At 64.4% G+C, this 24499-nt stretch carries 24 protein-coding genes; 15 read left to right on the plus strand and 9 right to left on the minus strand.

The window, feature by feature from the left end; genetic code table 11:
• Position 1: 1 nt before the first annotated feature.
• The 9 genes from BI347_RS20025 to BI347_RS20065 all read right to left on the minus strand — a co-directional run bounded on the left by BI347_RS20025 (position 2) and on the right by BI347_RS20065 (position 11474).
• Positions 2-2056, minus strand: coding sequence for an EscV/YscV/HrcV family type III secretion system export apparatus protein (locus BI347_RS20025; protein WP_071116877.1), 2055 nt, complete (start codon positions 2054-2056; stop codon positions 2-4).
• 42 nt (positions 2057-2098) lie between these two features.
• Positions 2099-3214: a YopN/LcrE/InvE/MxiC type III secretion system gatekeeper gene (locus BI347_RS20030; RefSeq protein ID WP_071116878.1), complete on the minus strand. Its 1116-nt coding sequence runs from the start codon at positions 3212-3214 to the stop codon at positions 2099-2101.
• Between the two features lie 6 nt (positions 3215-3220).
• Positions 3221-4930, minus strand: a complete 1710-nt coding sequence (gene sctC / locus BI347_RS20035) for a type III secretion system outer membrane ring subunit SctC (RefSeq protein WP_071116879.1) — start codon at positions 4928-4930, stop codon at positions 3221-3223.
• Entirely contained in the window at positions 4927-5694 is a 768-nt protein-coding gene (gene invF / locus BI347_RS20040) for an AraC family transcriptional regulator InvF (protein ID WP_239690967.1), read from the minus strand. The genes sctC and invF overlap by 4 nt, the downstream gene beginning before the upstream one ends.
• Before the next feature lie 108 nt (positions 5695-5802).
• Positions 5803-6717: a hypothetical protein gene (locus tag BI347_RS20045; RefSeq protein ID WP_139167272.1), complete on the minus strand. Its 915-nt coding sequence runs from the start codon at positions 6715-6717 to the stop codon at positions 5803-5805.
• Between the two features lie 65 nt (positions 6718-6782).
• Complete coding sequence (locus BI347_RS20050) at positions 6783-8123, minus strand: TcdA/TcdB catalytic glycosyltransferase domain-containing protein (protein ID WP_071116881.1); 1341 nt, start codon at positions 8121-8123, stop codon at positions 6783-6785.
• Between the two features lie 79 nt (positions 8124-8202).
• Entirely contained in the window at positions 8203-8394 is a 192-nt protein-coding gene (locus BI347_RS20055; protein ID WP_139167273.1) for a hypothetical protein, read from the minus strand.
• 88 nt (positions 8395-8482) lie between these two features.
• Entirely contained in the window at positions 8483-11071 is a 2589-nt protein-coding gene (locus BI347_RS20060) for a hypothetical protein (protein ID WP_071116883.1), read from the minus strand.
• Positions 11072-11102: 31 nt separating this feature from the next.
• Positions 11103-11474 (minus strand): hypothetical protein, encoded by a 372-nt coding sequence (locus BI347_RS20065; protein WP_071113357.1) that lies wholly within the window; start codon positions 11472-11474, stop codon positions 11103-11105.
• Positions 11475-11991: 517 nt separating this feature from the next.
• Here BI347_RS20065 and BI347_RS20070 point away from each other — a divergent pair.
• The 15 genes from BI347_RS20070 (at position 11992) to BI347_RS20140 (ending at position 24478) form a co-directional block, all read left to right on the plus strand.
• The gene (locus BI347_RS20070) at positions 11992-13677 is read left to right on the plus strand and encodes a HilA/EilA family virulence transcriptional regulator (RefSeq protein ID WP_071116884.1); all 1686 of its coding nucleotides are present in this window, start codon (positions 11992-11994) and stop codon (positions 13675-13677) included.
• The gene (iagB, locus tag BI347_RS20075) at positions 13674-14120 is read left to right on the plus strand and encodes a type III secretion system invasion protein IagB (protein WP_071116885.1); all 447 of its coding nucleotides are present in this window, start codon (positions 13674-13676) and stop codon (positions 14118-14120) included. Before BI347_RS20070 ends, iagB begins: the two co-directional genes overlap by 4 nt.
• A 140-nt stretch (positions 14121-14260) precedes the next feature.
• Entirely contained in the window at positions 14261-15457 is a 1197-nt protein-coding gene (locus BI347_RS20080) for a PrgH/EprH family type III secretion inner membrane ring protein (RefSeq protein ID WP_239690968.1), read from the plus strand.
• A 19-nt stretch (positions 15458-15476) separates the two neighbouring features.
• On the plus strand, positions 15477-15728 hold the full coding sequence (locus BI347_RS20085; RefSeq protein ID WP_071113354.1) for a type III secretion system needle complex protein: 252 nt from the start codon (positions 15477-15479) through the stop codon (positions 15726-15728).
• Between the two features lie 42 nt (positions 15729-15770).
• Positions 15771-16073: a type III secretion system inner rod subunit SctI gene (gene sctI, locus BI347_RS20090; RefSeq protein ID WP_071113353.1), complete on the plus strand. Its 303-nt coding sequence runs from the start codon at positions 15771-15773 to the stop codon at positions 16071-16073.
• Positions 16070-16834 (plus strand): EscJ/YscJ/HrcJ family type III secretion inner membrane ring protein, encoded by a 765-nt coding sequence (locus tag BI347_RS20095; RefSeq protein ID WP_071116886.1) that lies wholly within the window; start codon positions 16070-16072, stop codon positions 16832-16834. The genes sctI and BI347_RS20095 overlap by 4 nt, the downstream gene beginning before the upstream one ends.
• Positions 16827-17405: a type III secretion apparatus protein OrgA/MxiK gene (locus BI347_RS20100; protein WP_071116887.1), complete on the plus strand. Its 579-nt coding sequence runs from the start codon at positions 16827-16829 to the stop codon at positions 17403-17405. The genes BI347_RS20095 and BI347_RS20100 overlap by 8 nt, the downstream gene beginning before the upstream one ends.
• Complete coding sequence (locus BI347_RS20105; RefSeq protein WP_139167274.1) at positions 17365-18087, plus strand: oxygen-regulated invasion protein OrgB; 723 nt, start codon at positions 17365-17367, stop codon at positions 18085-18087. The genes BI347_RS20100 and BI347_RS20105 overlap by 41 nt, the downstream gene beginning before the upstream one ends.
• Positions 18084-18602: a hypothetical protein gene (locus BI347_RS20110; protein ID WP_139167012.1), complete on the plus strand. Its 519-nt coding sequence runs from the start codon at positions 18084-18086 to the stop codon at positions 18600-18602. The genes BI347_RS20105 and BI347_RS20110 overlap by 4 nt, the downstream gene beginning before the upstream one ends.
• Positions 18603-18806: 204 nt before the next feature.
• On the plus strand, positions 18807-18986 hold the full coding sequence (locus tag BI347_RS20115; protein ID WP_071113519.1) for a DUF1843 domain-containing protein: 180 nt from the start codon (positions 18807-18809) through the stop codon (positions 18984-18986).
• A gap of 38 nt (positions 18987-19024) precedes the next feature.
• Positions 19025-19660, plus strand: a complete 636-nt coding sequence (locus BI347_RS20120; protein WP_071113520.1) for a DUF1842 domain-containing protein — start codon at positions 19025-19027, stop codon at positions 19658-19660.
• Positions 19661-19714: 54 nt separating this feature from the next.
• The gene (locus BI347_RS20125; RefSeq protein WP_071113533.1) at positions 19715-20326 is read left to right on the plus strand and encodes a DUF1842 domain-containing protein; all 612 of its coding nucleotides are present in this window, start codon (positions 19715-19717) and stop codon (positions 20324-20326) included.
• A 56-nt stretch (positions 20327-20382) separates the two neighbouring features.
• A complete protein-coding gene (locus BI347_RS20130; protein WP_071113521.1) occupies positions 20383-21843 on the plus strand; it encodes a GDL motif peptide-associated radical SAM/SPASM maturase in 1461 nt (486 codons plus the stop codon).
• A 207-nt stretch (positions 21844-22050) separates the two neighbouring features.
• Positions 22051-23139 (plus strand): tyrosine-type recombinase/integrase, encoded by a 1089-nt coding sequence (locus BI347_RS20135; protein WP_071116889.1) that lies wholly within the window; start codon positions 22051-22053, stop codon positions 23137-23139.
• Between the two features lie 73 nt (positions 23140-23212).
• Entirely contained in the window at positions 23213-24478 is a 1266-nt protein-coding gene (locus BI347_RS20140; RefSeq protein WP_071116890.1) for an Hsp70 family protein, read from the plus strand.
• Positions 24479-24499 lie beyond the last annotated feature (21 nt).

Here is a 24499-nt window from a genome sequence, read left to right on the forward strand (position 1 = left end):
TTCAGATGGTTTTGAGCACATTCACCGACACGCTGTCGGCGATTTCGCCGAACGACACCACCTCCAGCTCGCGGAAGCGGGTTTCGACCAGTTTCTTGATGAAGCGGCGCACATCCACCGAGGCCAGCAGCACCATGTCCTTGTGCGCCACGCCCAGGCCGTCCAGGCCCAGCGCGAACAGGTCCATCAGTTCGTCCGATGCCGCCGGCTCCAGATTGAGGAAGGCCCCGGCGGAGGTCTGGCGTATGCCCTTGCGCACCAGGTCTTCCACTTCGGCCGAAACCATCACCGCGCGCAGCTCGCTGCCGCTGGCGAACTTGTGGCAGATATAGCGCGCCAGCGCGCCGCGCACGTGCTCGACCAGATTGATCACGTCTTTCTCGCGCGGCGCCCACAGCGCCAGCGCCTCCATGATCAGCTTCATATTGCGCACCGAGATGCGCTCGGCCAGCAGCCGCTGCAGCACCTCGGCAATACGCTGCACGGTAGCGTGGCGCAGCACCTCCTTCAGCAAGTCGGGATACTTGCCTTCCAGTTGATCCAGCATGTGCTTGGTTTCCTGCACGCCGAAGTACTCGTTGACATGGCGCGCCAGCAGCGCGGCCAGGCAGTGATAGAGCTCGTCCAGAGCCGGGCGCAGCTGGTAGCCCAGCTTGGCCAGCTTGTCGCCGTCGGCCGCCGTCACCCAGGCGCACTGGTTGGCCAGTAACGGCCGGATGCCAAGCGCCTCCACTTCGTCCGCATAGTTGACCACCCGCAGCAGATCAAAATGCAGCTCGAACTCGTCGGCGCGGATTTCATTGATCAGCACCGCCACGCGGTTATCCGCCAGCTTGTCGCTGCCGCGCAGCAGCATGTCGGGCAAGCGTACGCCATAATCGATGAAGAACTGGCTGCGCAGCCTCTCCGCCAATTGCGCCTCCTCCAGCGCGGCGCGGCGCGCGGCGGGCACCAGCAGGATCAGCGGCACGGTCTCCGCCGCCACCTTGTCCAGATTGCCGATCAGCCCCAGCGAGCTGTCCTGGCCGGCAGAGGCCGCCTGCGCGCCGGCGCTCCCGGCCGCCGCGCCCGCGCTCTTGCCGGCGACGCCGGCCTTGGCCTTGCGCTGCTTGTAATAGAACAATCCGCCCAGCGCGGCGGCCAACAGCAGGAATACCGGCAAGGGGAAGCCGGGCAGCATGCCCACCGCCAGCGCCAGCACCGCGGTCACCGCCAGCACGAAGGGGTTGCCCAACAGCTGGCTCATGATGCTGCGGCCCATATTGTCGCCGTCGCCGTTGACGCGGGTGACGATGAAGCCGGCGCTGATGGCGATCAACAGCGCCGGAATCTGCGCCACCAGGCCGTCGCCTATGGTAAGCATGGTGTAGGTGGACAGTGCGGTGGACAGGTCCATGCCGTGCTGGGTCATGCCCACCGAGATGCCGCCGATGAAGTTGACGAAGATGATGATGATGCCGGCGATGGCGTCGCCCTTGATGAACTTCATCGCGCCGTCGAAAGAGCCATACAGCTGGCTTTCGCGCTCCAGCACGGTGCGGCGTTCGCGTGCGCCGTCAGCGTCGATGATGCCGGCCTTGAGATCGGCGTCTATGCTCATCTGCTTGCCGGGCATGCCGTCCAGCGAAAAGCGCGCCGCCACCTCGGCCACCCGTTCCGAACCCTTGGTGATGACGATGAACTGCACCACGGTGACGATGGAGAACACCACAAAACCCACCGCCAGGCTGTCGCCGATGACGAACTGGCCGAAGGTGGCGATGATCTCGCCGGCGTCGGCTTCAATCAGGATCAGCCGACTGGTGCTGATGGACAGCGCCAGGCGGAACAGCGTGGTGATCAGCAGCACCGACGGAAAGGTGGAAAAGCTCAGGATGCGGTCGATATAGAACGAACCCATGAAGACCAGCACCGCCAACACGATGTTCAGGCCGATCAGGAAGTCCACCAGATAAGTGGGCAGCGGGATGATCAGCATCGCGATGATCATCACCATCAGCAGCAGGATCAGCAATTCCGGCCGCGTGCGCGCGCCGTTCAGCAAGGAGTTCAACACCAGGGCTCCATCCAGGGTAATCCGGCGCAGTGCGCCGGGTGGTTAACTTTCACGCCGTTTTTCCGTCAGTTCGTGGCGGTAGGCGATGCCGGCCAGGCGGCGGAACTCTTCCAGCAGCGCCGGCTGCCAGCCCTCGTCGACAAACAGGCTCGGCGGCAGCGCCTTGCAGGCCTGGTACAAGGCTTGCAGCAGCGAGGAGTGGTCGGCGTGGCGGCTGAGCAGCGCGGCGTCGCCCACGGTCTCGGCCAGCAGCGCGTCCACATGCTGCGGCTGCTGCAACAGGGACAGCAGAAACAGCAGCCAATCGGCTTCGTCGGGATTGAAGCGGCAGACCAGCGGGTTGCCCAGCATCCGTCCAACAAACAAGGCATCCGCCGAGCGCAGCGCCTTGAGCTGGCTCATCCGCCCCAGCAGGTTGCCGAACTCCAGTCCGGAGCAACTGGGGTCTTGCGAGTCGATATCGGCCAGCAGCGCGCCCTCGATGAAATCCAGCACCGTCGCCCGGCGCTGGTAACCGTAGCTGGACACCCAGTCCTGGTAGATTTCCGCCTCCGGAGCCTCGCTTTCCAGAAACTGGCGGTAGCTGGCGCGCAGCAAGCCAGGGCTTAGATCCAGCGCCTTGCCGAACAGCCGCGCTTTCAGCGCGCAGTTGATGCCGGCCTTGAACGACTTGGGCTCGGCCTGCTCCTCCACTTGCCGCAGCAGCGCCTTCAGCCGCTTGCGCACCACCTCGTCCAGTTGGTGCCGACGCAACAACTCGCGCAGCACCAGCGCCAGATCGCTGTCGTCGGGAAACAGCGCTCGCGCCTGGCGCAGCAATTCTTCAGCCGACACCCCGTGCGACTTGGCCACCTGCAGAATCTGCTGCGCCTTGGGCAGCGCCTCCTCGTCCAGCACCCGCTCGAAGCTGTCGGCCAGATGGCCCAGCTTCTTGTCGTAGTCGCGGCGGTTGCGGAACTGGGTCAGCGCCGCCGCCATCTCGTCGCTGGCCTGAACGAAGCGCTGCACTTCCGCCGCCGGGCTGGCGTCCTCCAATTGCTGCGCATCCGCCTGCCGGGCCTCGCCCTGGCGCAGCGCGTCGCGCTGGGCCTCCAGCTTGGCCTGCTGCTTGGGCGAACGCAGCCCTATGCTGAACACCGCGCGGTGGTTGACCTCCATCGCCGCCTACTTGCCGTCCCGCTGTTCGCGGTCCAGGTAATTGCGCACCCACTGCTGCAGCGGATCGGTCTCGATGCCTCCCCGCCTGGCCAGGTCGGCTGACAGGTCGCTGGCGTCGGGCGTCAGCGGCTCGTCGATTTCGCGCGGCTGGATCAGGAACACCCGCACCGTATTGGACTGGTTGCCGCGCTGGTAGCGGAACAGGCCGCCCAGCAAGGGCAAATCGCCCAGAAACGGCACCTTGGCCTCAACCTTGTCGCTGGCGTCGCGGGTATAGCCGCCTATCAGCAGGCTCTTGCCCTGCGGCACCCGCGCCACGGTGCTGATGCGGGTGCGGCCCACTTCCGGCAGGCCGGCGTCCTTATTGTCCTGGGAGTAATCCGGCGCGCGGGTTTCGCGGCCATCCTCGATGTTCAGCGACATCTCGATCTGGCCATCGGCGGAAAAGCGCGGCAGCACGCTTACCAGCGTGCCATAGGTGACATGCTGCAAATCGACGCTGCGCTCGCCCACCAGCTTGGCGTAAAAGGTGCGGTTATTGTCGAAGATGGCCGGCACGTTCTCCTGGGTCAGCACCACCGGCCGCGACACCACATTGGCCTTGTTCTTCTGCGACAGCGCCATCACCGAGGCGATGAAGCGGGTGCCGTCCAGCGTGCTGAGCGAGCTGGACTGGTTGAATGCCACCCCCAGTTTGTTGCCCACGGTGACGCTGCCGCTCCAGTTGACGCCCAACTGATCCAGGTCGTCCTTTTGCATGTCTATGATCCACAGCGACAGCTCGACATGGCGCTTGGCCACGTCCAACGCCGCTGCCAGGCTTTCGATGAAGCGCACCTGTTCGGCGCTGCCCTTCACCAGCAGGCTGTTGGTGTCCGGATAGGCGATCACCTTGATGTCGCCGGCGGCGCCCTCCTGCTTCAATGCCTCAGGCAGGCTGAGTCCCGCCACATACGGCGGCGGCTTCAGCTCCGCCGCGCCGGGGAAGTCAGGCATGGCGGGAATGTCGCCGCCGCGCGCCGGCGGGCGGTTCGGCGCAGCCTGCACCGGTTTGCGCTCGCCCTCCAGCAGCTTCTCGATTACCGTAGCCATGCCGGGGATGACTATCTTCTGGTCGCGCAGCTCGTAATTGCGGTCGCTGACGAAAGTGTTGTTGAGCCGAACCACGCCTATCTTCTGCCGGCCCAGATCCAGGCCATCGCTTTGCTTGTCCATCATCGCCGCGGCGTTGGTCACCAGATCGACGAACACCGGCGGGCCGGACACGTAAAAGGTGCCGCTGCGGCCATCGCCGCGCAGCGGGTAGCGCTTGTCGTACAGGCCGGACTTGCGCAGGAAATCATTGAAGGCCGACAGCGACACATTGCGCAGCGACACCACCGCGCTGCGGGTTTCACTGGCGTCGTAGACATAGATGGCCTGGCCATCGTGATACCAAATCAGGCCCAGCTGCTGCGACATCTTCTCCAGCAGCGCCTGCGGGCTGGATAGGTCGAAATCGCCGCTGATCTGTTTGCGCGCCGCCAGCTTGCTGACAATCACCGGCTTTTTCAACCGCGAGGACAACGCGTCGAAGAACGCGCGCAGGCTGTCTTTCTTGGCGATGTAGCCGGCATCCTCGCCGGCGCGCTCCGCGGGCGGAGCCGCCAGGACGCCGGCGGGTGGCAACAGCAGGGCGCAGCCCAGCAAGGCGGCGAGTAAAAAAGACTTGTTCATTTGGTGGCCAACTGGATGATATTGGACAGCCCACGCGGAGAAACGCCGATCAGTCCCTTGATTTCATTGGAAAAATGCGATGAAGATGCATAGCCGTGCTTGAGCGCCACCTGGGTCAGGCTGTCGCCGCCCTCCGCCACGTCCAGCAACGAGCGCGCCATGCGCCAGTCTCGCAACTCGGTTTTGGCGGCATTGCCCAGCGCATTGCGGCACAAGCGGCGGAAGTGGGAGTAGGACACGCCGTAGCGTTCGCCCAACTCCTGCAACTTGTCGCCGCAGGCCGACTGCGCCAGCAGGAAGCGCACCAGCCAGTAGCTTTCGCTGCGCCTGAGCAGCGAAAGCAGCGCCGAGAACGGTTCCTCCGGCGCCAGCACCTGGCGCAGAAACCAGTACTCGCAGCCGCGGCGGTCGGACCAGACTTCGTCCCCACGCAGCGGCAACAAGGCGCAGCGCCGCTCGTCGGCCTGCTGCTCGGCATCCCTGGCCTCGTCGACGAAGGACAGCAGCTTGGTCAGCGCCTCCAGCCGCAACGGCTGAAAGCTCAAACGGCCACTCAGCACGGTCAGCTCCAGCCGATCAAGCAGCAACAGCCCCCGCCAGTCGGCAGGCAGTTCCAGCGTTTCGCCAGCCGATGCCCAGGCCAGGGCAAGACGCGTCGCCTCCCCCGCCTGCGGTTGCAACAGCCAGACCTCCTGGGCCGCCACGCCACGCCTGGCGGCAGCGCCCAATGTTTCCAGCGGATTCAACACATCGTTATCTGTCATCGGTCCATGCCCGCTTGCGGGCCTTTGCTTGGATGACGGACAGTCTCCCCCAACGCTCCGGACGAATCCTGATGCGAATCTGATGGCGAGCCGAAGTTTATCTCCCCTTCAGTCCACACCCCGAGCCCGCAGCAGGGGCAGCGGCATGCCGGCTTGCCGCAACTGGAAATGGCCGGCACTCATGCCGGAAGAGTCGAGGGCGATATCCGGCGCCACCGTGCCACCAAGCGCGTCCATGGCCTGCTGAAAGACCTCGTACTGACGGCGATCTTCCGCCACCCGCACCTCGGCCGGTATCGCCGAATCGTGGCCGCGACCCGCCCTGCGTTTGACGGTTTCATCGAAATCGCAATCCAAGCGCACCAGTACTTGGCTGGCGTCGCGCACCAGATGCGGCGTGGAAATGCCTTCGATCAGATAGGTATCACAGGCTGGAACGCCGACCTGCCGGCGAGGACCTGAGGCATCGCGCTCGCCGCGCGGGTAGCCGCCTATCATCACCCCCTCTCGGTAATTGGCCGGTATCGAGTAGCTAAACTCGCGGCCAGCGGAAATCGCCTGCAACAAATCGTCCGCCAAAGCGCGGTTGAATGAATCTGCATGGCCATGCACTACTGGCCACTCGGCAACTGGCAAGCCATGATTGGCCGGCAGTGCGGCCAGTTGGGAGAACGACTTCAAGAAATGATCGGTCTTGACTGGCTCGAAACGGAGTCCCCGCTGCTGCAGCGCCCCGGTCAACGCCGACTTGCCGGATGCGGACGGACCTGCGATGAAAATGACTACCGACCTGTTCGGCTGCCGCTTTTGTTTGACTCTATCCAGAATCAGCTCGGCAACCTGATCGGTGGAAACGATGCCTCCCAGACCGGTCGGAGCCGATAACGCGGACGCCTGGGACGAGGCTTGCTGACCGACATGCAACAGGCGCGCCGACATGGCGTTGGCGACGGACTGGGGGTGAGAGGCTTCAGCTGTGGGGCGGGTAATGTTCTGACTGGAAGATCCAATAGACAAAGGCATCGCATTTTCCTCAAATTGATTGCCCCGCCGCCCTATGCGGCGGAGCCCAGCGCGGAACAATCGGCTTACGCCATGCCTTTGGTCGCGCTTTGTTGTTGCTCCTCGGTCTCGAAGTTGACCAGACCGTCGGGGAACTTGAAGTGGGAGTCCATTGCCGCCCAGAAATCCTTGTTCCTGGCGTCATCCTGACTCCAAATGCGCTCGGCCAGCGACTGCGCGTCGCCGCGCGCCGCCTCCGGCCGGCCCTCGGACTGGCGCAGCACCATATCCACATGTCCGCGCAGCGCATTGGGTCCGGTGCCTTCGATGGTGCTCTTGTTGGCGCGGCTGAAGTAGCGGTCGCCGGCAAACTCGTTGCCCTTCATCTGCTGGTAATCGCGGCCTATCTTGTCGATGAAGCTGTCCAGCATCTTGCTGCCGGGATGGCTGGCCAGCAGCGCATTGGCGAAATAAGGCGTGGCGCTGCCGCTGGCTTCGCGCTTGCCTTCGGCCAACCCCACCAGCATCAGGTCAGGGTGGGCGGACAGGGCGCCGGCCAGCGGCTGCGTGCATTCCAGGTCGATATCGGCGTATACCCCGCCATAGCTGTGCAGTATTTCGTAGCGGGCAATGTCGGACGCCGCCGGGTAGGCGCCGTTGCGGCCGACGATCTCATGCTGGTAGGCGTCGCGGTTGCGCAAATCGATATCGCCGGGATTGCTCAGATCGCGGATCTTGATATTGGGGGTATCGGAGAAGCAGGCCTGGATCTGCTCCAGCGTGGCGACATCGCGCTCGGCGCCGGCGGCGCAGCGATCCCATGCCTTGGTGGTCTGATCCAGAATCAGCCGGTCGGCCAGCAGGAACTTTTCGTCGTTGCCGCGGACCTGCTGACGGAAGTTTTCCAGCACGCTGGCCGCATTGTCGGCCGTCACCTTGCCCCCTTGAGGCAGTAGAGCCTGTCGCCAGGCCTCGCTCCCCCGGGCGGACAACTCCTTGTTCAACTCGCTCAGCGCCTGCTTCTGCGCGGCGCGGCCCAGCGCGCCATCCTCTTTGCCCAGCGTCGCGGACAGCTGGCTGAACAGGCCGCGGAACAGCTTCTCGGCCTGGAAGTCCTTGGCGCCGGGAAACAGCTCGTCCACCTGCTGACGCACTGCCTTGTTGGCGGCATAGGCGCCGAACTGCTTGGAATCCACCCACAGGCTCACTTCAGAGTCGGGATTCTTGCCCGCCCATTGCCGCAGGTAATCCTGCTGCGTCGGGCCGGGCTGCGAGCCCACCCACACCATATGGATGTTGCTGGGCACCGGCTTGAAGTCGGCCTTATCGTAAACTTGGGCGAAGCTGCGAGCGGCCTGGGCCTGCTCGGCGCCTGCGGCGGACTGCGGAGAAACCTGGCTGGGCTGGGAAAAATTGGAAATATGCATGACGGCTCCTGGTTTGGAATGGACGATCTGACCAGAAACATTGAAATACAGTTAGCAAGCGAGTGCTTACAAAAACCGCTCAAACGGCAGCACTCGCGCCAAGCCGTTGCGGCGCGTCCGACCGAAGGCCAAGATTGACCAGGCGCTCCTCGCCGACGGCAAGTCCAAACACGCCGGCAGCCTTGGCTATGCGCGAGGCGGGCGCGCCCAAGCCCTGCTTCGAACCCTCGCCATGGTTGATGCGCCAATCAATAAGCAATTGACCGCTCATCGCAAGAACAGCAGAGACCGCAAAATGAAAAACCCCGGAGAGCCTGGCTGTCGCCAGAGCTGCGGGGCCCATCTCGTTTAAAGCGCGCTCAAGCCTGCAGCGCGTGCTCCACCAGGCCGGGGAAGGCCTGCTTGTCCGCCTGCCACAAGGGATATTGCCGCTGCAGCATTTCGTCCAGCGCCGCGCCGGCCTGCGCGAAACTGCCCGAACCGTCGGCAAAAGCACGCATCGCGGCAAAGAAGCGTTGGCCGAAGCCATCTTGCGGCTGGCGGCGCAGGAAATACTCCGCCTCCTTGTGCACCGCGGATCCCTCGTCCGCCAATTGCCGGTACAAACCGGACAAGCCCTGCGCTTGCGCTTGGCACAAGCCGGGCCAACGCTCAGGTTCACCCACCGCCTGCAGATGCAGGTAGTGCATCATCGGCGCGGTCAGGCTGTTGTCGCCCCAGCGCTCGTAAAACACCGTACTGGCGGAAACGCCGACCGCAAACCCCAGCTCCAGCGACACCCCGGGCTGCACGGGAATGCCGCCGGACAAGGACACGGCCGCATCGCCGCTGGCGCTCATCCTGGCCAGTTGCAGCCGGTAGCCTGCGGCCTCGGCAGGAAAGTCCGCCTGGCGCTGATATTGCGGTTGATAGAAGCGCAGCAACAGCGTGATGCCGCCCCCGGCCTGCCCGGCCAGTTGCGACTGCACGCCGGCCAGCGCCGCCGGCAACTGCTCTGCCAGCCCATGCGGCATCAGCTGGCTCAGCAACGCGCCTTTCAGTTTTTCCAGAAGGCCCGCATCGGCAAGGTTGCCAGACAACGTGACGCGCACATCCTTGTAACTGCCGGCGCGCACCGGATTGTGGTGAATCCGTTCGCGTTCGGTCAGCGAGGCCTCCGCCTTCACCCCCAGCGGACCGATACCGCCGCCCAAGTCCAGTGCATAGCTGCGATCGCGAATCTGCAACTCCAGCGTGTCGCGGAAGCCGACCCTCCCGGCCAACGCTTCGGCGTCATGGCGGATGGGCGGAGCATACAATCGGGGCGCCATATCCAATAAGGCAGCCTTCGCCTCGGCGGCATCTTCGCGCCGCCCGGCCGCCAACAGCAGCGCGGCATGCGCCAGCGCCATATTGGCCAACGCGTCCTCCCGGCTTTTGCCTTGCCAACTGGAGACTATGGATTTCTCCACCAGCGCTCCGCCCCCGCGGCGGCCGATGCCGGCGTCCCGCTGCTGCGCCACCGCGCAGAAGTGGTCCAGCTCCGCCGCCAGTCGTCCGGCGGCGGACTTCAGCTCTCCGGCCGGGCAATCGGCCGGGCTGCGGCCGCCGGTCAAGCGGCTGAGCGGCTGGGCGCCGAGCCGGTCCTGCGGGCGGTCGAGCAAGGCGAGCGACTTTTGCTCGATGCCGGCCAGGCGCTGCGCCGCCACCACCGGATTGCGCGCCGCGCCCTGCTCCGCGGTGATGCCCTGCCAGAACGGTGTCAGCGAGTCGGCCTGGATCTCGATGCGTTCCAGCGCCGCCCCAACGCCAGCGCCCATCCCGGCAGCCGCTACACGCGCATTGGCCGCGCCGCGGATCGCCACCGACTCGCCGCTCGGCAACACCGGCACGCGCCCGCCCGGCAGCGTCGACGACGCATCCCGCTGCCCCAGCCAACCCAGCAGCACCGCCAATCTTTGCTGCTGATCGCCGGCCTGCTGCTGCAGGCGGTAGTAATGCCGCAACTCATTGCCATGCCCCGGGCGAAACAGCCGGATCAATGCGCCCACCACGGTGCGGGCGCTCACCCCCAGTGTATCGCGGCGCGAACCATGCGCCAGCTGTTCGGCCTTGAGATGGACAAAGGCCTTGGCGCTGTTGAACTCGGTGAAGCGGGTCTTTTGCCGCCCTCCCTCGACGCCGCCGGATAACGAGGCCGCGCCAACGCCGCCCTTGACGCCGGCCTGGACCGATACCGCATGGCCGCGATTCTGGAACACGAAGCCTTCGTCGTCGTTGTCCATGCCGCGACTCAAGCCCACGCCGACGCCGAAGGTGGCTTTGGCGCCGATACCCCCCTCTCCCAGGCCGACGCCGGCGCCGACAGACACGCCCAGCCGCTGTTCGCTGCTGGCTCCCGGGTGGTCGAAACGCTGGAATTGCGGCAACAGTTGCCGCTCGGCCTCTGCGCGCGCCAGTTGCGCCCAGGCCGCCTGCCCCTGCAGCGACAGCCGATGGCTCAACTCCGCCAACGGGCTGCCCGCAGGCAGCTTGTGCGCCAACTGCTCCAGCCGCAACGACAAGCTGGCGCATTCCTTGATATTTAGCGCACCGGCGTCCCCCTCCCTCAGCATCTGCCGCAGATTCTGCAGGATGGCCACCGTATCCGGCGTCAACTGGTGGCGACGCGGCCCCAGCCGCAGGGCCTCCACCCAGCGCGGCCACCGCGGCTGCGACGGCTCGGCTTGACGATAGGCCTCGGCAGTCATCGCCCGCAAGGCATCCCGCATGCCCTGGCGCTGAATCTGCAAGCCGGCGTCCACTAGCCTGACCTCCCGCCCCTGAGGCGACACACAAGCCTCCGGCCGGCGATCCGCGCACCGCAAGGCATTGCGCAAGCCGCCTGCGGCGGACACAGCCGGGTCATCCGGCAGGGGGCGGAAGGATTGCAGCACCGCCGCGCCACTCCCGTTTACTGAATTCAGCATCGCCTCTCCTCTCGTTATCGTTGCCTCAGCGTCAAATGCCGCGCGCCTCGACCAGACTGGCCGACAACTGCAAACGGTTTCCCTGGTTCAATGCCTGGCTCAGACCATCCAGTTGCCGCGCCAGCTGCCCGGCCTGCGCCTGCTGCCGGGGAGCCAGCTCCGCGTCGCCGGACAGCTCGCGTAGCAGGCGCCCCGCGCCATCAAGATCGCGCTGCAGCTCACCCAAACAGGTTTGGAAACTGCGGGCCTGGCTACTGGCCTCCGCCGGGGCCGCCCGCGGCTGCGCCACCATGCCGCCGCCGCGGCAATTCACAGCCAGGCCGGACGCCGCCGCCGCGGAAGAAACTTCCGACGGCGCTTCCGACAGATACGGCCTTGCAGCCCCCGACACTCCGTTCACCATGTTCACGACTCCTGCCTGGCACAGCCAGGGCGACAATTTTCGGTTTGCTCCAGCCCGCACCGCGGCGGACGGCCCAGCGTCAAACTAGCGCATGCGGCGGCGCGAGACTTGCATAAAACGCCTTCGCGCCCTGCCTGTTTTTGAGAGTATTCCCATTTGTAGCAAGCATTCCCTCGCGTAGTATTCCTACTCTAACTGTTTACTTTCGTGATCAAACCGGTAACAAGTCATTCAATTTATGAGACATGACTTGCGCCGTTCCGCTTTATGCCATCGCGCTGGACGTTTTTTGCAAGCCACCTCCATGCACGCATAAGTACCATGCGCTATCCATTTTTATGATGCGACGATAAATACAAAAACCGGCACCGATCACTCGAACACATCCAAACGAAAGACACGCCGACATGTCGCGACGCTACGGGGAACAGCAGACGCGGCAGCGGTCGACTCGACTCCTGCGGTCAGTCCGCACGGCTGCTGCGCCTCGCGCGCAAGAGGAACTGAGGAACTGAAGATGGCGTTACACAACGATGGCTTCATCAATCGACAATTCGTTTTTGGCGATTTTGCCCTGCACTTCGACGGCACGCTGGCGCACCGCGAACAGCAGATCAGCATTCCACCCAAGGAGCTGGCCGTTCTCACCTCGCTGCTGGAGGCCGCCGGCGAACTGGTGAGCAAGGACTCGCTGCTGGACAGGGTCTGGCCGGACGGCGACGTCAACGAGGAGTCCCTCACCCGGTGCATCTATGCGCTGCGCCGCATCCTGCTGGAAGACAAGGCCAATCGCTATATCGACACCGTCTACGGCAAAGGCTACCGCTTCTGCCGGCCGGTGGCCGTGGTGTCGCGCCCGACGCCCGGCGCGGAAAAATGCACGATGGCGGTACTGCCCTTCCGCACCGACGGCCAACTGGACGCGCTGGAGCTGCACGCGGCGTTGGTTCAATGCCTGTCGCGCTACTCTCCGTTCGGCCTGATCGTGCTGCCAGCCACCATCACCCGCAATTGCAGCGACGTGGCCGACATCGTCTCGCTGATCGACCAATTGCGTCCCGACTACTACCTGGCTGGGCAAGTGCGCCGCCAGGGTGAGGCTTCGTTGCTGCAAATCGAGTTGGTACGCGCAGAAGGCCATCAACTGGTGCATCATGAAAGCATGGAACTGGGCCTGGGCCAGCCCATCGCCGCGCTGCATGGCAGACTGGCCAGCCTGCTGCCGCAACGGATACCCGGCCTGCGCTGGAAACAGGGCAACGCCAGCGAACTGGACTCGCTGGACCTGGCCATCACTTACCTCAACAGCCGCCACGAGCTGCAGCAACATACTCCCTCCAGCCTGCGGCGGGCGCTGTCCATGCTGCACCAGTGCGTCAGCGGCAACCCCAGCCATGCCTTGCCTTACTGCAGCCTGGCCGAATGCTATCTGACCCTGGCCCAGTTGGGCTTGTTCGATCAGGCGCTGGCGCTGGAAGAAGCGCAGCAGGCAGTCAACAAGGCCATCGCGCTGGAAGCCGGACACCCGCAGGCCATGGGCCTGCTGGCCCTACTGAGCAGCATGCGCGCGGAATTGGCGGTGGCGGACGCCTTGTTCGAGCAAGCCCGCTTGCTGGCGCCGGACTCGCAGGACATCCATTACTACCATGCCTGGCACCTGTTCCTGTCCGGCAGGCTGGAGCAGGCGCAACAGGCGGTGGATGCCTGTCTGGCGCGCGATCCCTCGCGCATCGCGGCCGGCATTCTCAAACTGTGGCTCACCTACTGCCAGCACCGCATCGACGACGCAGTCGTGCTGGGCAAGCGCCAGCTCTGTCAATACGGCCAGGACCACCCAGTGCTGCAAAGCATGCTGGCGCTGATGCTGGCTGTGCAAGGCCAGCACGCCCAGGCGGAAGAACTTGCCATGGCGGTGCAGGCCTCCGGCGAGGAGTGCGGCCTGCTGGCCGCCAATTGCTGCTACGTGCGCCACTGCAGCCAAGGCGAAGCCGCCAGGCCTCAGTTGCTGGCCTTTCTGGCCAAGGTCGACAGCCGCCAGGTGCGCTCCGGACTGTTGCCGCTGATTCTGGCCCTGCACGGCCGCGAGGCCGCGCTGCAATTGTGGCAACAGCTGCAGGCGGAACAATACCTGTGGCTGCGCGCCTGGCGGCACGATCCACGGCTGAAGGTCTTGTTCCAGCAACCGCTGCCGGAGGCCGCATGATCCGCGCCTGCCTGGCCTCGATGACGCTGCTTTTCGCCCTGCCCGCGCACGCCGACTGCTGGGAACAGGCCGGCCGAATGTTCAATATCGAGCCGGACCTGCTGTACGCCATTGCCCAGCAGGAATCCGGCCTACGGCCGGAAGCCACCGGCCGCAACCGCGACGGCAGCCTCGACCTGGGCCTGATGCAGATCAACAGCCTTCATCTGCCGCGGCTGCGGCGGCTGGGCATAGACGAGAAGCAATTGCTGGGCAATGCCTGCCTGTCGGTCATCGTCGGCGCCTCCATCCTGTCCGACATGATGAAACGCTATGGCTACTCCTGGGAAGCGGTAGGCGCCTACAACGCCGGCGTGTCGCCGGAACGGCGGATGCTGCGGATGCGCTACGCCAGACAGGTGTGGCAACGCTACCAACGGCTGCGGCCCCCCGAGCGACGATAAACGGTTCACCCCTTGAATGGCGGCCGCAGCCCTCTCCGGGCGGGCCGCCATCTTTTTTGCCAAATCTGATCGCGACGATGGGATTTGATCGGCTTTCCATCAGGAACTGCGCAGGTTGCAACGCTAGAGTAGCCATAACAATGCAGATCAGCAAAGACACCATGGCCGTAGAAGACATCCATCCAAACGAACCCGACGTCATCGTGGTTCGACTGCTCAACAGCCGCCTGCGCGGCTGCGAATTCGCGCTGCCACAAGGCAGGACGCTGTTCGTGGTCGGCCCCAGCCAGCTGCCGTCCGAAACCTCGGCCCTGCCGGAGCTGCCGGCGGATGCCTTGTATGTGCCTCTGGAGCAAGGCGGCGTCAACTTCGAAGTGCTGGTGGCCGATAATCGGGCATCCATACGGCAACTGGGCGAAAGCCTGGTGGAAGAATACCCGGCTGGCTTCAACCAGTTGCTGAAAGTCGGCGCGCTGGAGTTGGCGCTGCGCCCACAGCATCTGCCCTGGCTGGCGGAAATCCTCAACCATCCGGAGGCTGCGCCCGAGCAGCCAGGCCAAGCGCAGCGCCAAGCGCGCCCTATCTGGCCCGCGGCGCTGGCGCTGACCCTGCTGGCCGCCCTGGCGGGCGGCGGCTATTGGCTGTGGAACACGCCGCAGCGGCAGGCTGCGCAGTTGTCGTCGCTGCTGGGCCGGGACACGCAGCGCTTCCAGGTGCTGCCTGGCCGGGATGGCGTGTTCTACGTCGCCGCCGGCAACGACCGCGACGGCACATGGGCGCAGCAGGCGCTGTTGCGCGGCGATACCGGCCGCAACACCAGGGTGGTCAGTCCGCGCCGGGAGAACGAGCGCCTCGCCCACTGGCTGGCCGACACGCATCCCGACCTCCCCTACTACCGCCTGCAGCTGGACAATCCCCGCCGGCCCCAGCTGTGGATCAGTCAGCAGCGCGGCGCGCTGAGCCCGGACGCCCGCGGCAAGCTTGGCCGGCAGTTGGCCGAACAGCTGCCCTATGCCGACCAGGTGGACATCGTGCCGATGGACGACGCCGCTGCGGCGCGCCAGGCGGAAACCGGCCTGCTCCGCCTGGCGTTGCCCTACAACCGCAAAGACAACCGCGACAGCGTCACCTTCGTGATCGCCGGCGCGCTAGACGATGGCGAACTGCAACGCGCACGTCAGTTTGTCGACGGCTACTACCGACAATGGGGTAGCCGCTACGTGCAGTTCGCCATTGAATTGAAGGACGACTGGCTCAAGGGCAAGTCCTTCAAGTACGGCAACCAGGGCTACGTGAAGATGGAAACCGGCCACTGGTATTTCCCCAAGCCACTTTGACCAAAAGGACCCACTAGCTATGGCAAAAATCGATTTCCCATGGAGCGGCTATCTGGACGAAACCTCCGCCAAGTTCGACGAAGGCGTGAAAGACATGCACACGCAGGTGGAAAATGCGCTGGCAGCGCTCAAGAACAAGCCGTCAGATCCGGAACTGCTGGCCCAGTACCAGAGCAAACTGTCCGAATACAATCTGTACCGCAATGCGCAATCGAACACGGTGAAGGCGTTCAAGGATATCGACGCCGCCATCATCCAGAACTTCCGCTAACCCGCGCCGCCGGCTTCGCCGGCGGCCGTCAAGGAGCCCCGCATGAGTTCCATAGGAGCCGCTCAACTGCAAGCGCTGGCCCAGTCCAGCGACATCACCCGCAGCGAAGACCAGACCGTCTCGCTGGAGGCCAGGCTGATCCAGGCTTTCTCCCACTCCGCCGTCAGCACCGGCATGGAGAAGGACGCCATCCTGCAAAAGCTGGAACAGCCGCAAATGATCACCAACCCGGCGGAACTGTTCGCGCTGCAGCAACGCACCTCCAACTACAACCTGGAAGTGTCGATGATCAGCACTCTCACCCGCAAGACCGTGGGCGCGGTGGAAAGCCTGCTGCGCTCATGATGCGCGCCTGCCTGAAAGCGGCGCTGTTGACGCTGCTGCTGGCCGGCTGCCAGCAAAAGGACCTGCTCAAGGGCCTGGATCAGCAACAGGCGAACGAAGTGGTGGCTGTGCTGCAGCGCCACAATATCGAGGCCGACAAAACCGACCGCGGCAAAACCGGTTTCAGCATCGGCGTGGCACAGCCCGACTTCGCCGCCGCGGTGGACTGGCTGAGAATTTACAACCTGCCATCGCGGCCACGGGTGGAGGTGGCGCAGATGTTCCCCTCCGACTCGCTGGTGTCCTCGCCCCGGGCGGAGAAGGCGCGGCTGTATTCCGCACTGGAGCAGAGGCTGGAGCAATCGCTGCAGACCATGGCCGGCATCCTGTCGGCGCGCGTCCATGTCAGCTATGACCTGGACGGCGGCGAAGCCGGCCGCGCAGTCCAGCCCATGCACATTTCCGCGCTGGCGGTATACGACAGCGAAGCCGATCCGGCGACCATGATCAACGACATCAAGCGCTTCCTGAAGAACAGCTTCGCCGAAGTGGAGTACGACAACATCTCGGTAGTGCTGTCGCGCCGCAGCGAAGCCCAACAGCAGTCCCCCGGCCCCCGGCCGGAGGAAGGCCGGAGCGGCATGGCCTGGCTGATCGCGGCGCTGGCGGGTCTGGCCTTGCTGGCCGGCGCGGCCGGCTGGTTATGGCGCCGCCGCGCCGCAGGAGAAGGCGACGCCGCCCGCCCGCGCGCGCCAGCTCCCGGTGACGAACAACATGGTTGACTCCAGCCAGGACCCGCTCGTGCGCGCCATCCTGTTCGACCCGCTAGGCTATTTGCATCGCAGGCGCCTGCAATTGCCGCAGACGATGGATGAGCCCGGGCAACGCGCCATAATCAACGACATGCTGATTGCGGCCTACCGTCTGGACAGCGGCTGGCCCGCCGACTCGCCGAACAGCCTCACCCGGCAATGGCTGCGCCACTGGCACCGCTTGCCGCAAGCGGCCTATCTGATGGGAAGCCAACTGCTGCGAGCCGGCCTGGCCTGGCAAGGCGCATCGCTGCGCCTGCCGTCTTGGGCGCGGGATTTTTCCGCCATGCCGCTGCAAACCCGCGCCGGCCACCGGCCGCAGCAAGCGATCAACCACGCCGATCTGCTGGCTGCCGGCTACGGCCAGTTGCTGGGCTGGAGCAATCAGCTGCCCCCGGCGCTGGCGCAAAGGCTGCCGCTGCTTTTCCCTCCGGAATCGAGCGCGGCCGCCGTGCCAGACGCCTCTCCCGACCCTCTGTTACTGACCTTGGCCCTGCAATATGCCCAGAGACATCCCCACTCCCCGCCCGCTTGCCATTGACGAGGGCGTGCTGATACGGCGCAAACAGATTCATGGCTCCAACCGACACCATCAGCTGGAGCGCCAAGCGCGCAAACAAGCCCAGGCCTTGCTGCGCGACGCCAGGCGGGAAGCCGATGCCATCCAGCGGCAGGCATGCCGGGACGGCTATCAGCAAGGCATGCAGGAGGCGCTGGGCCAGGTGGCGGCTCACCTGGCCGACAGCCAGGCGCAAGCCCGGCGATGGCGGGAACGGCTTGGCGAACAGGCTCGCGAGATGCTGTCGGCCGCCGTCGACCATCCGGACACCCTGCTGTTATTGCTGGACGAATGGCTGCGCTCGCAAGACAGCGTCCAGACCGACACCCTGAATCTGCAACTACCTCAGCACGCCAGACATCTGCAGCCGCGGCTGATGGCGCTCTTGGCGGACAACTGGCCTGGCGCGATACGCATCGACTATCACGCCGACCCGCGCTTCGTCATGCGCTGCGCCGATCAGGCAGCGGAATTCTCTCCGGAGCAATATGTGGAACCCGCTGGCAGGCAATTGCTGCAGAGCCTGGAAGATGTGCGGCAAGACTGCCGCAGGACGGCCGCCGCCTCGCTGGCGCGGCTGCTGCGTCAACTGGAGCACCCCCTGGAGCCCGGTGATGCGGCCGCTCTGCATCCGATCCGCCATTCGCAAGGAGACATCGAATGATCCACTCGCCATTCGCCCTCTCGTCCCATCCTGAGCCATCCCGGACACCGGACGCCCCCGCCTCTCTGCTGCAGAGGCTGCAGGCTGCCGCAGCCGCCGAGATGCCGGTGACGCCCGCCCCCGCCGAAACCCAGAAAACCGAAAAAGCCAAGAAGGCTGTGTCCAAATGGCCCGACTTCGACACCGACCCGAAAGCACTGGCCTTCCTGGCCGCCTTGCAGCAATTGCCTTCTGCGGCATCCGACTCGCAGGCCGACAGGCAGGCCCAGATCGACGCCATCGCCAAACTGCTGAGAAACTTCCAGCACCCGGCCAACACCACGGCGTTCATCACATTGCAAGAGCAGGGAGCGATCCTGCAACGCACGCTGGCCAAGCTGGGCAACGACTCACCCCTGCACACTCCGTTGATGGCGGTATGGGTGGGCACCAGCAATCTTCAATTCCAAATGAGCAAATGGATGCAGGATGTAATGCTGTCCGATGGCACACCGCCGGAGTCCAACGAATGGTAGTGCCGCGCCGGGCCTCCAGCTGCAACTGAACTCCCTCGCACCCCCTCATCCCCCTCTCCGTCACCCGCCCCTGTACTTAAGGGCAGAGCAGAAACCGGGCCAGCTGCTAATCAGAAAGCACTGCCCGGAGTTCGCCAAGCCCGAATGACGGCGCCCCGCGCATATTCCCCTCTCCATGCTTTCAATTTCTTCGAGAAAACGAACATGAGCGCACAGCCCACCCATACCGTCCAGCCCTACGGCGTAGCCATTCAGCAAGCCATAGCCGAAGGCAGTCTTCCCCAGATGAAACAGCTGCACAAGCAGAGCGAGCAGTATCTGAATGATCTGCGCGCCCAGCTCAAGAATCTGGAAAGTGAAATTTCCCGCCTGGAAAAGCGCTAAGCCGATCCCGGCATCATCGTCCCACTTGCGGAGGTTCTATGTCAGGCAACACTCAGGCTCTTGAAGGACTGTTTCCGGTCAGCTACATCATCACCACCGGCGCGCCCGGCGCCCAAACCCTGCAACTGAACCTGCTGGTCAACAGCGCCGGAGAGACCGTAGCCGGCACAGCCCGCGTCACCCAAGCCACCAATCCGCCGCTGGACCTGCACTCGGACGTGTGGGGCCAATACACCTATCTGACCATCATGCCGCCCAGCGAAGGTAGGATACTGATCACGGCGCAAGGCAATCAGGGCGGCCCCCATTCCAACTCCGCCGCCAACTTCAAGATTCATCTGGTGCTGGAGCACAACTGGAAGAAGGGCGTGGCCAACTACAGCTATTTCAACGGCCAGCAATGGGTGGAGGTTGAAAACGTTCCCGCCAAGCTGAACGAAAAGCTGCAATCGCGCCGCTACCCTGAAATCCCGCTTGAGCCGGGCCCGGTCATCCCCTCGGGCGGACGGGTAATCCCGCTCTACGGCGTGCCCATCCAGAGCGCCATCGCCAGCGGCGACCTGACCCACATGAAAACCCTGGCCAGCCTGGCCCAGCAGCAGCTGGACAGCAAGCCGCAACTGGAGTCGGCCCTGGCCGAGCTGAAGGCTGAAATCTCCAAGCTGGGAGGCTAGCAGGGGGCTTCGTCCATCCGTTCTCGACTTTTCCAAATGACCAAGGAGTACTCCATGTCAGCAGCAGCCGGACTGTTCCACACCCGCTTAACCATTGCCTCCCCCAATCTAGGCGCCCCCGTCCTGACTCTGGACCTGGTGGTGGATACCGCCAGCAAGAAAGTGACCGGCGCGGCCCAGATCTTCCAAAGCACCAACCCGCCAGTGCGTTTCCACGCCAATGTCTGGGGCCATTTCTCCCAAGCCAAGCTGGACAAAGCCTCCGAGCACCACATCGTGCTATCGCTGGATGGCAGCCCCAGCTCTCCCAACAGCCAAATTGCCGAGACCTTCCACCTGCAAGGCATCCTGGAACAAGATTGGGAAAAAGGCTTCGCCAGCTACCGATTCTTCTATCAGGGCGCATGGCATAACGTGGTTCACGCCGTAGTGACCGAAGACAAGCAGGCGCCAGCAAAATCGGCGGAAGGCAGCCACCGCCCCACCCACCACCACCCGATTCCGCTCTATGCCGCCGCGCTGCAACAGGCTCGCGGCAGCACCGATGTCGCTCAGCTCAAGGCATTGGCCAGCCAAGCGGAAGAACAGCTGAAACAGCACGACACCATCCAGAACGCGCTGACTCAGCTCAAGGGCGAGATCATCCGCCTGGAGAAACAGCAGTAAGCCACTCCCGCGCCGGCCCGACCATCAGGCCGGCGCACCAGCCAAGGACATCTTCCATGCTAGACAGTCCTGCCGTACGCCCCGCCCGCTACCTCAGCGACGACGATTTCAAACGCTACACGCCCGTGCACGTGGTATGGGAAATCACGCTGGCCTGCGACCTGAAATGCCTGCACTGCGGCTCACGCGCCGGCCATCGCCGCCCCAGCGAACTGAATACCGCGGAGTGCCTGCAGGTGATCGACTCCCTGGCCGCGCTGGGCACCCGCGAGATCACGCTGATAGGAGGCGAAGCCTATCTGCGCAAGGACTGGACGCAACTGATCCGCGCCATCCGCGACCATGGCATGTACTGCGCCGTCCAGACCGGCGGCCGCAACCTGAATGCTGCCCGGCTGCAGCAGGCGGTGGATGCGGGTCTCAATGGCGTGGGCGTCTCCCTGGATGGACTGCCGCCGCTGCATGACAAGGTGCGCAACGTGCCCGGCTCGTTCGACAAGGCGGTCGATGCGCTGCGCCGAGCCAAGGCGGCCGGCCTCGCCGTCAGCGTCAATACCCAGATCGGCGCCGCCACCATGCCGGACCTGCCTGAACTGATGGACCGCATCATCGAACTGGGCGCCACTCACTGGCAAATCCAGCTGACAGTGGCGATGGGCAATGCGGTGGACAATGACCAGCTGCTGCTGCAGCCTTACCAGCTTCTCGACCTGATGCCCTTGCTGGCCCGCCTGTACAAGGAGGGGTTGGAACGCGGCCTATTGATGAATGTGGGCAACAACATCGGCTATTACGGGCCCTATGAGCATATCTGGCGCGGTTTCGGCGACGAGCGCGTGCACTGGGCCGGCTGTGCGGCTGGTCAGACGGTGATGGCGCTGGAGGCCGATGGCACCGTAAAGGGCTGCCCATCGCTCGCCACTGTCGGCTTCTCCGGCGGCAATGTCCGCGACATGACGCTGGACGACATCTGGCATCACAGCGAGGGCATGCACTTCGGCCGCCTGCGTTCGGTGGAAGATTTGTGGGGCTATTGCCGAACCTGCTACTACAACGACGTCTGCCGCGGCGGCTGTACCTGGACCTCCCACTCTCTGCTAGGCAAGCCGGGCAACAATCCCTATTGCCATCACCGCACGCTGGATCTGCAAAAAAAAGGCCTGCGCGAGCGCATAGTCAAGCTGCAGGACGCCGCCCAAACTTCTTTCGCAGTCGGCCGCTTCGATCTCGTCACCGAAGAAATCGCCACCGGCAAGGTGGTCAGCCAGATCAGCCGCAGCGGGCAAGTCATAGAGTTGGCCTGGAAGAATCAGGGCAAACGGGCACCGGAGACCGGCCGCCCTCCTGCCGCGCTGGCGATTTGCCGCAGCTGCAAGCAATACATCCAGCCCGATGAAACCGCCTGTCCACATTGCTCCGCCGATGTGGTCGCGGCGGAGCAGGCCTACCGGCAGGAAGAAGCCAATCGGCAACAGATTATCGGCAAGCTGCAACGTTTGCTGGGCATGGATTCTTAATCAGTCGCCAATCAGAGCTGCCAGGGACAGCGCGGCGGTGCCAAGGAAGCGCCGCCGCGCTGTTTTTATCAGGCCTCATCGGTCAGCAAGCTCGCCATGCCCGGGCAGCCGTCCAGCCGCCAAAATCAAATATGAAGTTGGCGGCGAACAACCTGCGCATGCCGAGTTCCCTTACAATCCAGCCCTGACCACCACACTCGATTCGCCATGCTGCCCGACACCCCCCGCCTGCCGCCTGCCACGCCGCTGCTGATCCAGGCCCAGTCCGACGGCCAAGCCGTGCTGACCTGGCTGGCCGAGCACGCCGACAAGCCTGCCACCCTGGCCAGCTACCGCAAGGAAGCAGAGCGGCTGCTGCTGTGGCTGAATGGCAGGCAGCAGAACCTGGCCCGGCTGAAGCGGGAAGACGTGCTGGACTACCAGCGCTTCCTGGCCTCCCCTTACCCCGCGGAGCAATGGATAGGCCCGCCGCGCCCGCGCAGCCATCCGCAATGGAAGCCATTCAGCAAGGGTTTGACGCCGCAGAGCATTGCCCACAGCCTGACCGTGCTCGGCGCGATGTTCGCTTATCTCAACGATGCCGGCTATCTGAACGGCAACCCGTTCAAGCTGCTGCGCCGCCGCAGCCGCCGGCAAGCCGGCGCAGAGGTGGAACGCTTCCTGGACGCGGCCTGCTGGCTGCATCTGCAAGCCACGCTGGAACAGCTGCCGCGCGGCAACGCCAAGGAAATCCGCCACGCCGAGCGCGCGCGCTGGCTCATTACCCTGCTGTATCTGACCGGCGCCCGTCGCAGCGAAGTGGCCGGCGCCAAGGCCGGCGACTTTGTCCGCCGCCATGGCAACTGGTGGTGGAATGTCGTCGGCAAGGGCGATGTTTCCGCCAGGATACCCTTGTCTGACGAACTGATGGCGGCATATGGCCGCTACCGCCGAAGCCTGGGCCTCGCGGCCGACATCGCCGCCGGCGACGAGACCCCGCTGGTTTGCCGCATCGGCGAGAAAAACCGCCATGAATCGATGTCGGACAAGGCCATCTACCTGATCTGCAAAGAAGTGTTCTCCCGCGCCCGCCAACACGCCCCCAGTGACGAAATACGCAGCCAGCTAACCCTCGCCAGCACCCATTGGCTGCGCCATACCGCGGCCAGCCATCAGCTGGAAGCGGGCATCCCCTTGCTGCTGGTCAGCCAGAACCTGCGCCACGCCAGCATCCAGACCACTCGCCGCTACCTGCACAGCGAAGAGGATGCCCGCCATCAGGCCAACCAGCTGCACCGGCTCAAGCGCAAAGACTGACGCGCCTCCCCCTTCCCATGCCGCGCCTTTCCGCGTACCATCGCGCCTCTTTTTATTTCAAGGAGATGCCTGAATGACGCCCCAAACCGCTGCCCGCGCCTGCGGTATCGACTTTGGCACCTCCAACTCCACCGTAGGCTGGCTGCGCCCCGGCCAGGACACGCTGCTGCAACTGGAAGACGGCAAAATCACGCTGCCGTCGGTAGTGTTCTTCAATTACGAGGAAGACCATTCCCGCTTTGGCCGGGAAGCGCTGCGCGAATACATAGACGGCTATGAAGGCCGCCTGATGCGCTCGCTGAAAAGCCTGCTGGGCTCCAGCCTGATAGATGGCCAAACCGAAGTGCAAGGCAAGGCGCTGCCCTTCCGCCAATTGCTCACCCTGTTCATCAGGGAACTGAAGCTGCGCGCCGAAACCAATGCCGGCCGCGCTTTCGACGAGGTGGTGCTGGGCCGCCCCGTGTTCTTTGTCGACGACAATCCCCAGGCCGACAAACTAGCCGAGAGCACGCTGGCCGACATCGCCCGCCAGGTGGGTTTCAAGGACATCTCCTTCCAACTGGAACCTATCGCCGCGGCATTCGACTACGAAGCCTCGGTGCGGAAGGAAGAACTGGTATTGATCGTCGACATCGGCGGCGGCACTTCGGACTTCACCCTGATCCGCCTGGCCCCGGAACGCAGGACGCAAGCGGAGCGCCGCGACGACATCCTGGCCACCGGCGGCGTGCACATCGGCGGCACCGATTTCGACCGCCAGCTCAGCCTGCATGGCGTGATGCCGCTGTTCGGCTTCAAGACCCGGCTGCGCAACAACGCCGAGATGCCGTCCAGCCAGTACTTCAATCTAGCCACCTGGCACACCATCAACTTCGCCTACACCCGCAAGGCCTGGATCGACTTGCAGGACGTGCACCGCGACGCGGCCGAACCCGGCAAGCTGGACCGCTTGTTCCGGCTGATCCAGCAGCGCGCCGGCCACTGGCTGGCGATGGAAGTGGAAGCCGCCAAGATCGCGCTGTCCGACCAGGACAGCCATCGCATGGCGCTGGACCCCATTGAAGCCGGCCTGCGCTGCGACCTTGGCCGGCTGGATTTTGAAGCCAGCATCGGGCAGATGCTGGACCGGGTCGCCGCCACGGTCGGCAAACTGCTGGCGGATGCCCAATTGCAAGCCGACGCCATCGACACGGTATTCTTCACCGGCGGCTCCAGCGGCGTGCCCGCCCTGCGCGCCGGCATCCGCGCCCTGCTGCCCAAGGCGCACCACGTGGAAGGCAATCTGTTCGGCAGCATAGGCAGCGGCTTGGCGATCGAAGCGATGAAACGCTACGGGTAATAAAAAACGCCGCGAATCGCG

The organism is Chromobacterium sphagni (genome assembly GCF_001855575.1).
Lineage (GTDB): Bacteria > Pseudomonadota > Gammaproteobacteria > Burkholderiales > Chromobacteriaceae > Chromobacterium > Chromobacterium sphagni.

Bases quoted from the DNA above. Each gene is read 5' to 3' on its own strand.
- BI347_RS20030 (WP_071116878.1), bottom strand. From the start codon at position 3,214: ATGGAGGTCAACCACCGCGCGGTGTTCAGCATAGGGCTGCGTTCGCCC.
- sctC (WP_071116879.1), bottom strand. From the start codon at position 4,930: ATGAACAAGTCTTTTTTACTCGCCGCCTTGCTGGGCTGCGCCCTGCTG.
- invF (WP_239690967.1), bottom strand. From the start codon at position 5,694: ATGACAGATAACGATGTGTTGAATCCGCTGGAAACATTGGGCGCTGCC.
- BI347_RS20045 (WP_139167272.1), bottom strand. From the start codon at position 6,717: ATGCCTTTGTCTATTGGATCTTCCAGTCAGAACATTACCCGCCCCACA.
- BI347_RS20050 (WP_071116881.1), bottom strand. From the start codon at position 8,123: ATGCATATTTCCAATTTTTCCCAGCCCAGCCAGGTTTCTCCGCAGTCC.
- BI347_RS20055 (WP_139167273.1), bottom strand. From the start codon at position 8,394: ATGAGCGGTCAATTGCTTATTGATTGGCGCATCAACCATGGCGAGGGT.
- BI347_RS20060 (WP_071116883.1), bottom strand. From the start codon at position 11,071: ATGCTGAATTCAGTAAACGGGAGTGGCGCGGCGGTGCTGCAATCCTTC.
- BI347_RS20065 (WP_071113357.1), bottom strand. From the start codon at position 11,474: ATGGTGAACGGAGTGTCGGGGGCTGCAAGGCCGTATCTGTCGGAAGCG.
- BI347_RS20070 (WP_071116884.1), top strand. From the start codon at position 11,992: ATGGCGTTACACAACGATGGCTTCATCAATCGACAATTCGTTTTTGGC.
- iagB (WP_071116885.1), top strand. From the start codon at position 13,674: ATGATCCGCGCCTGCCTGGCCTCGATGACGCTGCTTTTCGCCCTGCCC.
- BI347_RS20080 (WP_239690968.1), top strand. From the start codon at position 14,261: ATGCAGATCAGCAAAGACACCATGGCCGTAGAAGACATCCATCCAAAC.
- BI347_RS20085 (WP_071113354.1), top strand. From the start codon at position 15,477: ATGGCAAAAATCGATTTCCCATGGAGCGGCTATCTGGACGAAACCTCC.
- sctI (WP_071113353.1), top strand. From the start codon at position 15,771: ATGAGTTCCATAGGAGCCGCTCAACTGCAAGCGCTGGCCCAGTCCAGC.
- BI347_RS20095 (WP_071116886.1), top strand. From the start codon at position 16,070: ATGATGCGCGCCTGCCTGAAAGCGGCGCTGTTGACGCTGCTGCTGGCC.
- BI347_RS20100 (WP_071116887.1), top strand. From the start codon at position 16,827: ATGGTTGACTCCAGCCAGGACCCGCTCGTGCGCGCCATCCTGTTCGAC.
- BI347_RS20105 (WP_139167274.1), top strand. From the start codon at position 17,365: ATGCCCAGAGACATCCCCACTCCCCGCCCGCTTGCCATTGACGAGGGC.
- BI347_RS20110 (WP_139167012.1), top strand. From the start codon at position 18,084: ATGATCCACTCGCCATTCGCCCTCTCGTCCCATCCTGAGCCATCCCGG.
- BI347_RS20115 (WP_071113519.1), top strand. From the start codon at position 18,807: ATGAGCGCACAGCCCACCCATACCGTCCAGCCCTACGGCGTAGCCATT.
- BI347_RS20120 (WP_071113520.1), top strand. From the start codon at position 19,025: ATGTCAGGCAACACTCAGGCTCTTGAAGGACTGTTTCCGGTCAGCTAC.
- BI347_RS20125 (WP_071113533.1), top strand. From the start codon at position 19,715: ATGTCAGCAGCAGCCGGACTGTTCCACACCCGCTTAACCATTGCCTCC.
- BI347_RS20130 (WP_071113521.1), top strand. From the start codon at position 20,383: ATGCTAGACAGTCCTGCCGTACGCCCCGCCCGCTACCTCAGCGACGAC.
- BI347_RS20135 (WP_071116889.1), top strand. From the start codon at position 22,051: ATGCTGCCCGACACCCCCCGCCTGCCGCCTGCCACGCCGCTGCTGATC.
- BI347_RS20140 (WP_071116890.1), top strand. From the start codon at position 23,213: ATGACGCCCCAAACCGCTGCCCGCGCCTGCGGTATCGACTTTGGCACC.